This window comes from uncultured Clostridium sp. (assembly GCF_937920395.1).
Lineage (GTDB): Bacteria > Bacillota > Clostridia > Clostridiales > Clostridiaceae > Clostridium_AD.
In genome coordinates this window covers 1-7,759 of the sequence record NZ_CALEVF010000246.1, presented here as the reverse complement: position 1 = coordinate 7,759, position 7,759 = coordinate 1, and the positions used below count along the sequence as shown (strand labels likewise).

The following is a 7,759-nucleotide window of genomic DNA, read 5'->3' as shown; positions in this document are numbered from 1 at the left end:
GTACGCACGGTGGTGTGAGAGGTCGCTAAATAAACTAATTATTTAGCTCCTACTCAATTTTTATATGTTTTTAATCAACAACATAACAGATGATAATTTGACCAAAGCTATACATACTAAGAAAGAAATATTTATGAAGCGTAATGTCATAATTATAGAATTAGGAAGGTGATAATTTGGATAGTTATTATATGAACAGAGCACTTGAATTATCTAAGAAAGCAGTAGGATTCGTAAATCCTAATCCACTAGTTGGTGCTGTTATTGTAAAAGATAACAGAATAATTGGAGAAGGATATCATGAACATTTTGGTGGGCCACATGCGGAAGTCAACGCATTTTTAAATGCAAAAGAGGATGTAGAAGGTGCAACAATGTATGTAACACTAGAACCTTGTGCACACTATGGTAAAACACCACCTTGTGCAGAGGCTATAGTGAGAAAAAAAATATCAAAAGTTATAGTCGGAATGATAGATCCTAATCCACTAGTTGCAGGTAAGGGAATAGAAATACTTAGAAAAGCAGGTATAGAGGTTACTTCAGGAATAATTGAGAAAGAAATAAGAAAAACAAATGAAATATTTATAAAATATATAACAACGAAAAAACCATTTTGTATTATGAAAACAGCAATGACAATAGACGGAAAAATAGCAACAGCAAATGGCGATTCAAAATGGATAAGTAATGAAAAATCTAGAGAATATGTACATGAATTAAGGAATAAGGTAACTGGGATTATGGTGGGAATTGGGACGGTTTTAAGTGACAATCCAGAGCTTACCACAAGAAGAAAAGGTAAATCGAGCACAAACCCAATAAGAATAATTATAGATAGTACAGCAAAATTGCCGTTAGATTCGAAGGTATTAGAATGTGATGAAAAAACAAAGACTATTATAGTTACAACAAAATTTGCAAGCAATACAAAAATTGAAGCTATTAAACAAAAAGGTGCCAGGGTTATCGTAACTCCTAGTGAAAATAAATGGGTGAATTTAAACTATTTGATGAAAGTACTTGGTGAGATGGGTATAGATAGTATTCTACTTGAGGGTGGAAGTACATTGAATTACTCTGCATTAGATGAGGGAATTGTTGACAAAGTTATTACTTTTATTTCACCTAAAATATTTGGAGGAACTTCGGGCAAAACTACTGTAGGCGGAAAAGGAATTGAGTATGTAAAAGATTCTATTATGCTAAGGGATACTCAAGTATCTAGATTTGATGAAGATATTATGATAGAAGCTTACGTAGAAAAACAAATCATTAATTAATAGTTACAAGGAAGGTGAATAGATGTTTACAGGTTTGATTGAGGAAATTGGTAGTATAAAATCTATAGCAAAGGGTGCTAAGTCTGCAAGAATTATTGTAAATGCTTCAGAAATTATGAGTGGTATGAAGATTGGAGATAGTGTTAGTACCAATGGCGTGTGCCTTACTGTAACAGACTTTAACCAAAATAGCTTTAGTACAGATGTAATGGCAGAGACTATGAGATGTAGTAACCTTGGAAAACTAAAACAAGGTTCATGCGTTAATTTAGAAAGAGCGCTTAGGGCTAGCGATAGACTTGGAGGTCATATAGTAAGTGGTCATATTGATGGACTCGGAACCATTGTAGATTTATCAATTGAGGAAAATGCTACATGGGTGTCAGTGGAAACTACAAGGGAAATATTAAAATATATTGTACATAAAGGATCAATAGCAATTGATGGTATTAGCTTAACTGTAGCATATGTAGATGAAAATATTTTTAAAGTGTCAATTATACCTCATACAAAGGGTGAAACTACTTTAGTAACTAAGAAGATAGGGGAAGTGGTTAATCTGGAAAGCGATATGATGGCAAAATATGTTGAGAAATTATTACAATATAGAGAAACTCCAAAAGAAAAGAAATCTATTGGTATGGATTTCCTTGAGAAAAATGGTTTTTCATAAATTTCTATGAGAATGGATGTAGTTAATATATTAAAATTACAAAGGATAGCATCATTAAAAATGATAATAGCATCGAAGATGATAATAGCATCGAAGATGATAACGAATGAGGGGATGGAAAAATGTATAAATTTAGCACGATTGAAGAAGCTTTAGAAGATATAAAAAATGGGAAAATGGTAGTTGTAGTAGATGATGAAGACAGAGAAAATGAAGGAGATATAATAATAGCTGCCGAAAAAGCTACTCAGGCAAATATAAATTTCATGGCAAAATATGCACGTGGACTTATATGTATGCCTATAGTTAAAGAAAGATTAGATAAATTAAATATAAATCCAATGGTTACAAATAATACAGACGTACATGGAACAGCTTTTTCTGTGTCAATTGATGCAGTGGCTGCTACTACAGGGATATCAGCAGCAGAAAGAGCAATGACTATATTAAATGTAATTAACCCTGAGTCTACACCAAAAGATTTTAATAGTCCGGGTCATGTATTTCCTCTAGCATCTAAAAAGGGTGGAGTATTAGAGAGAGGTGGACATACAGAAGCAGCAGTGGATTTAGCAAGAATGGCTGGGTTATATCCTGCGGGCGTAATTTGTGAAATTATGAATGAAGATGGATCAATGGCTAGGGTGCCACAGCTTATGGATTATGTAAAAAAACATGATTTGAAAATAATTACAATAGTTGATTTAATTGCTTATAGAAGAAAAACTGAATGCCTTGTAGAAATGATTACGCAGGCAGAAATGCCAACTAGATACGGACAATTTACTATTTATGGATTTGTAAATAAGATAAATGGAGAACATCATGTAGCATTGGTTAAAGGAGATGTAAAAAGCAGTGAATCTGTACTTGTTAGGGTACATTCAGAATGTCTTACTGGAGATGCGTTAGGATCTATGAGATGTGATTGCGGGGAACAATATGATGCTGCAATGAAAGCCATCTCAAAAGAGGATAATGGAATCATGCTTTACATGAGGCAAGAAGGACGTGGAATAGGATTAATAAATAAGTTAAGGGCATATAATCTTCAAGATAAAGGAATGGATACGCTAGAGGCAAATTTGGCTTTAGGGTTCCCAGGTGATATGAGAGACTATGGAATAGGTGCTCAGATATTAGAACTATTAGGCGCTACAAAGATAAGACTTATGACTAATAACCCTAAGAAAATAACAGGCATTTCAGGTTATGGTATTGATATAGTTGAAAGAGTACCTATTGTTATGAATCATAATGAAAAAGATGAATTTTATTTAAGAACTAAAAAAGAAAAAATGGGTCATTTATATTAGCAGTTAAATAAATATAATATTAAATAAGTTCAAACATAATAAATTAAAATAATAATAAATTAATCGGAGGAATACAAATGAAAGTATATGAAGGTAAATTAGTAGCTAAAGGGTTAAAATTTGGAGTTGTAGTAGCAAGATTTAATGAATTCATAGGTGGAAAATTATTATCGGGAGCGCTAGATGGTTTAAAACGTCATGGCGTAGAGGAAGAAGAAGTCGAAATTGCATGGGTTCCTGGAGCTTTTGAAATCCCTTTAGTTGCAAAGAAAATGGCTAAGTCAGGTAAGTATGATGCTGTAATATGTTTAGGGGCAGTAATAAGGGGAGCAACATCTCATTATGAATATGTGTCTGGTGAGGTTACTAAGGGAATTGCAAGTGTAACACTTGAGACAGGAGTTCCAGTTATCTTTGGTGTGCTTACTACTGAAAATATTGAGCAGGCGATTGAAAGAGCGGGGACTAAGGCAGGTAATAAAGGATATGATGCTGCAGTAACTGCAATAGAAATGGCTAATTTATTAAAAGAAATATAGGGTAAAAGTATGTAATTTCTCCTACGGCCTTGAATATGAACTTGAAACTAGGAAATTCATTAATAAATTCTAATTTTTTACTCATATAAAATCCTCTAGCATTCACACTCGGCGTCCTGCCTCGGGTTCATTAGACTGCCGTCCTGGCAGTCTTACGAGAATTTTATATTCGTAAAAAAAGAATTTCTAAATTGAATTTCAATAGTTTCTACGTTTCATATTGCAAGTCTTTCGGAGAAATTACATACTTATCATGAAATATGATTTTAAAAAGATATCAAAAAGATTCTTAGGGCATATAACAATTAATAATTGTTATATGCCCTAAGTTGTTTTCGTTCTATATATATTTTTGTTAAATAATTGAATAAATATATTAATATGCTGTATGATTAGATAAAGGTTACTCAAAAATACAAAATTTAGGGGGATACTATTTTGAAAAAGAGGTACACACTTCTTGTAATTAGTGTTTGGTTAATTTTTTTAGTTACTGCATGTGCAAAACAAGAGATTAAACAAATGGTAACACCGTTTGGAAATATTCCAATAGCTTCTGCTAAAAGTATTGAATTTTCAAATTATACTATAAGAAGTGAAAATAAAGAATTGGGTAGGACAAAAACAGTTACAAAAAAACAAGACATGGAAAATATAGTGAAGTATATTAAGACTCTAAGTTGTACAGTAAGTACTCAAGAAGCAAATGATGGTGATTACGATATTCGGTTAAGAGATGACACGGGTAAATATATATATTCAACTCAAGTATCTAAAAATCAGATATGTTTGTATGAAAGGGGTACAGACACTGCTACATCTATGTACGACTATAAAGACACAAAACTAATTAATGAATTGGAGATATTATACAAGAAGTTAAATTATAAGGAAGTATTTATTATGAGAAAATAACTTGCTATTTAGTTTCTATTTATAATTGTTATTTTTTTTAACATGTCAACATGTAATATTTGAAGGGAAGTGGTCTTTGTATTTCTGTTTTTATTCTTATAAATAAAGAAAATTGTAAGCATGAAAGTGAAAGCAGATATGAGTGCGAAAGAGAGTCTGTTAACGAATGCTCTACTATCAGAACATTATATCTGCTGACCTTTCATTGAACAACTATTCTATGGATGACATACTTTATTTCTTCCAGAATGTTTAGCAGCGTATAATGCAGTGTCGGCTTCATGAGCTAGATTTTCTAAACTTTTTACGTTATCGGGGTATGTAGCACAGCCGATTGAAATACAGATGTTAATTTTAGTTTCATCTGGGAGAATAAATCCATGGAGTTCAACAGCTAATCTTAGGCGCTCTGCAACCTCCATGGATTGATTAGTGGGGCAATCAGGTAATATAACAGAAAATTCTTCTCCGCCGATTCTAGATACAATATCAAAACTTCTTGAAGATGTAGATAATACAGTTCCTAATTGTCGTAATACTGCATCACCAGCTAAATGACCATAAGTGTCGTTTACTTTTTTAAAAAAATCTATGTCTATTATAAGAATAGATAAGTGCTCTTTTCTATTTATAACATTTAAAAAGGATTCATTTAGGGCATTATCATATTGTCTAACGTTATTTAAACCAGTAAGAAAATCTATAGTTGATTCATGTTCTAATCTATCAAGTAATTTAATTGAAGTATTCATGTAGTTTGAAATATAATATGCTACAGTTCCAATTATTAAAGAAGATAGCCAAAAATAAGCAAGCGTATGTAGAAGTATTATTGAATCCTTAATAAGTAATAAATAAACAATAGTAATAAATAAGGAGCCTATAAAGTTCATATAGATCCATTTTTTATATGAAGTTAGTTTTAACGTTGATATAAAGGAACAAGTGATAGCAATAATAAGCATGTTAGCAGAAGCTATAATAGCAGTAGTGCTAACACCAAAGTAGCTAATTCTAAAGATTGCAATAGAGACACCTGCAATAATTGAGGCAATTCCACCACCATAAAGAGCAGCAAGTAATATTGGAATATGGCGAAGATCCATAATAACTTTAGGGTTAATGTGGATGGTAAATAACATTAATATAATACCTAGGATTCCTTGGGTTAATCCAAATAATAATTTATATTTAAATGATATTGATAAGTTTAGAATTTCATTCTTAAATATTTGGCTAATTATAAAGATAAAAGTAATTAATATTGTTGCATTAACAAATAAATCTTTTAACATAATATAACTCCTTTAAAATAAAATGTTGTTTATAATGGGAACTAAAAATACTACTATATAATATTATATAGTAGTATTTTAGTAAAATAAAGCTTATTTTGTAGAAGAAACGTAAAAACATTATATGTGAATGTGTTCTGGGAGTAATCTGTAAACTACATCTTTTCTTTCTACAATTATATTAATCTTTTCTTTTAATTCATTGTCGTCTAGAATGTTTAGTAGAAGTTCTCTTGTAGGGTTTACAGCTACAGGATGACGAATAAACTTTAACATAGTATAATCACCTGAAGTATCTCCATAAGCAAAACTTTTATTTAAATCTATATTATATTTAGATACAAAGTATTCTATTGAAGCTTTTTTACTAACACTATCCCACATAGGAACAATACCCCCTGTATAAATGTTATGTTCGTTTAATTCATATTTTGTTCCTACGTAATCATCAAAACCATATTTTATAGACATTTCTCGTACAAGTTCAATCGGACTACCTGATATCGTTATAATTATATGCCCCTGACTCTTGTGCCATTTAATTCTATCACGAGTATAGGTATAAACCCTATCACCTTTTTGTTTTATAATTTGATGAGCAATAAATTCAATTTGAGATCTATGAAGTCCAATTATGGCTTCGGTATAAATATCAGCCATTTTAAGTAGGTAATTATCATAATTACCTATCCGTTTATCCCATTTAACATAATAGGGTTTTACTTCCTTGTACCATTTATCATTTTCTATTAGTTCGCTTTTGATTAATTTTTTGAATACCTCTGTCATTAAACTTTCCCTATAAAGGGTACCATCAATATCAAAAAAAGCAGCTATTTTTTTTCCCAAAGGAATCACCTCCAACATCAGTATAATAAAATATAGTAACTATGTTACAAAATGTTTTAATTTTTTATTTGAGCGATATTATTCTTTTTTCAGTGATTATGAAATTGAGAGGTACATCATATTCATCTACTGGAACTTTATCAGTTATTTGATAGTCATAGCATATGCCAATAGTAGGAGTACCTTTCGCTTTCATAGGCAGAAATCTATCATAATAACCAGCACCAAAACCAATTCTATTGCAAGCCACATCAAATACTACACCGGGAACTATTATTAAATCTATATTTTGAATATTTGCCTTCATTAATGTATCATGTTTTGGTTCCATTATACCAAAGGTAGATTTAGTAAGATCAGTTTCAAGGTTATTTATTATAAAAGGTATTATTTTACTACAGGACTTTATGCAATAGGGTGCGATTACGGTTTTGCCATTATTGAGGCACCACTTAGCAAGTTTGTATGTATCTACCTCATTATTGAAACTTATGTACAACATTATATTCTTACAATTTATAAATTGCGGTAGTTTCATAAGGTTGTTCACAATTTTATTGCTATAGGTAAATATATCTTTCTGAGACATGTTTTTTCTTTTAATAAGCATATTTTTTCTTAGATTATTCTTAAGGTTATCTTCCATAAGTACCTCCTAGAAATTAGTACATTATATATATGAAATTTATTTAAAAAAAATACTTAAACACTGTAAATTTTCACTAGTATAACACATGTTTTTTATATATGCAATTTATAGTATCTTATGGATTTAAAAGAATTATTTAGAATAAAAACGTAAAAAATAGTAATTGGTACGTTAATATTACAAGGTATAGACCAGCTAGTTAAAGTCAACTATTTATTTTAAAATTGTTTATAGTTATTT

The 7,759-nt window shown here is 30.6% G+C and carries 9 protein-coding genes; 6 read left to right on the top strand and 3 right to left on the bottom strand.

Going from position 1 to position 7,759, the window contains the following annotated elements; translation table 11 throughout:
* The first annotated feature begins 176 nt into the window (after positions 1–176).
* The 6 genes from ribD (at position 177) to Q0649_RS16195 (ending at position 4,726) form a co-directional block, all read left to right on the top strand.
* Positions 177–1,283 (top strand): bifunctional diaminohydroxyphosphoribosylaminopyrimidine deaminase/5-amino-6-(5-phosphoribosylamino)uracil reductase RibD, encoded by a 1,107-nt coding sequence (gene ribD / locus Q0649_RS16220; protein WP_298844424.1) that lies wholly within the window; start codon positions 177–179, stop codon positions 1,281–1,283.
* Between the two features lie 22 nt (positions 1,284–1,305).
* Positions 1,306–1,956 (top strand): riboflavin synthase, encoded by a 651-nt coding sequence (locus tag Q0649_RS16215; RefSeq protein WP_298844421.1) that lies wholly within the window; start codon positions 1,306–1,308, stop codon positions 1,954–1,956.
* A gap of 12 nt (positions 1,957–1,968) precedes the next feature.
* Entirely contained in the window at positions 1,969–2,112 is a 144-nt protein-coding gene (locus Q0649_RS16210; protein WP_298844418.1) for a hypothetical protein, read from the top strand.
* Positions 2,079–3,272: a bifunctional 3,4-dihydroxy-2-butanone-4-phosphate synthase/GTP cyclohydrolase II gene (locus Q0649_RS16205; RefSeq protein ID WP_298844415.1), complete on the top strand. Its 1,194-nt coding sequence runs from the start codon at positions 2,079–2,081 to the stop codon at positions 3,270–3,272. Before Q0649_RS16210 ends, Q0649_RS16205 begins: the two co-directional genes overlap by 34 nt.
* A gap of 77 nt (positions 3,273–3,349) precedes the next feature.
* Entirely contained in the window at positions 3,350–3,811 is a 462-nt protein-coding gene (gene ribE, locus Q0649_RS16200) for a 6,7-dimethyl-8-ribityllumazine synthase (RefSeq protein WP_298844412.1), read from the top strand.
* Positions 3,812–4,249: 438 nt separating this feature from the next.
* Positions 4,250–4,726: a hypothetical protein gene (locus Q0649_RS16195; RefSeq protein ID WP_298844409.1), complete on the top strand. Its 477-nt coding sequence runs from the start codon at positions 4,250–4,252 to the stop codon at positions 4,724–4,726.
* A 218-nt stretch (positions 4,727–4,944) separates the two neighbouring features.
* Here Q0649_RS16195 and Q0649_RS16190 read toward each other — a convergent pair whose 3' ends face one another.
* The 3 genes from Q0649_RS16190 to Q0649_RS16180 form a co-directional block, all read right to left on the bottom strand.
* On the bottom strand, positions 4,945–6,021 hold the full coding sequence (locus Q0649_RS16190; RefSeq protein WP_298844407.1) for a diguanylate cyclase: 1,077 nt from the start codon (positions 6,019–6,021) through the stop codon (positions 4,945–4,947).
* Between the two features lie 120 nt (positions 6,022–6,141).
* Complete coding sequence (locus Q0649_RS16185) at positions 6,142–6,888, bottom strand: HAD-IB family hydrolase (protein ID WP_298844404.1); 747 nt, start codon at positions 6,886–6,888, stop codon at positions 6,142–6,144.
* A 46-nt stretch (positions 6,889–6,934) separates the two neighbouring features.
* Positions 6,935–7,516: a 5-formyltetrahydrofolate cyclo-ligase gene (locus Q0649_RS16180; RefSeq protein ID WP_298844402.1), complete on the bottom strand. Its 582-nt coding sequence runs from the start codon at positions 7,514–7,516 to the stop codon at positions 6,935–6,937.
* Positions 7,517–7,759 lie beyond the last annotated feature (243 nt).

Bases quoted from the DNA above. Each gene is read 5' to 3' on its own strand.
- ribE (WP_298844412.1), top strand. From the start codon at position 3,350: ATGAAAGTATATGAAGGTAAATTAGTAGCTAAAGGGTTAAAATTTGGA.
- Q0649_RS16205 (WP_298844415.1), top strand. From the start codon at position 2,079: ATGTATAAATTTAGCACGATTGAAGAAGCTTTAGAAGATATAAAAAAT.
- Q0649_RS16215 (WP_298844421.1), top strand. From the start codon at position 1,306: ATGTTTACAGGTTTGATTGAGGAAATTGGTAGTATAAAATCTATAGCA.
- Q0649_RS16190 (WP_298844407.1), bottom strand. From the start codon at position 6,021: ATGTTAAAAGATTTATTTGTTAATGCAACAATATTAATTACTTTTATC.
- Q0649_RS16210 (WP_298844418.1), top strand. From the start codon at position 1,969: ATGGATGTAGTTAATATATTAAAATTACAAAGGATAGCATCATTAAAA.
- Q0649_RS16180 (WP_298844402.1), bottom strand. From the start codon at position 7,516: ATGGAAGATAACCTTAAGAATAATCTAAGAAAAAATATGCTTATTAAA.
- Q0649_RS16185 (WP_298844404.1), bottom strand. From the start codon at position 6,888: ATGTTGGAGGTGATTCCTTTGGGAAAAAAAATAGCTGCTTTTTTTGAT.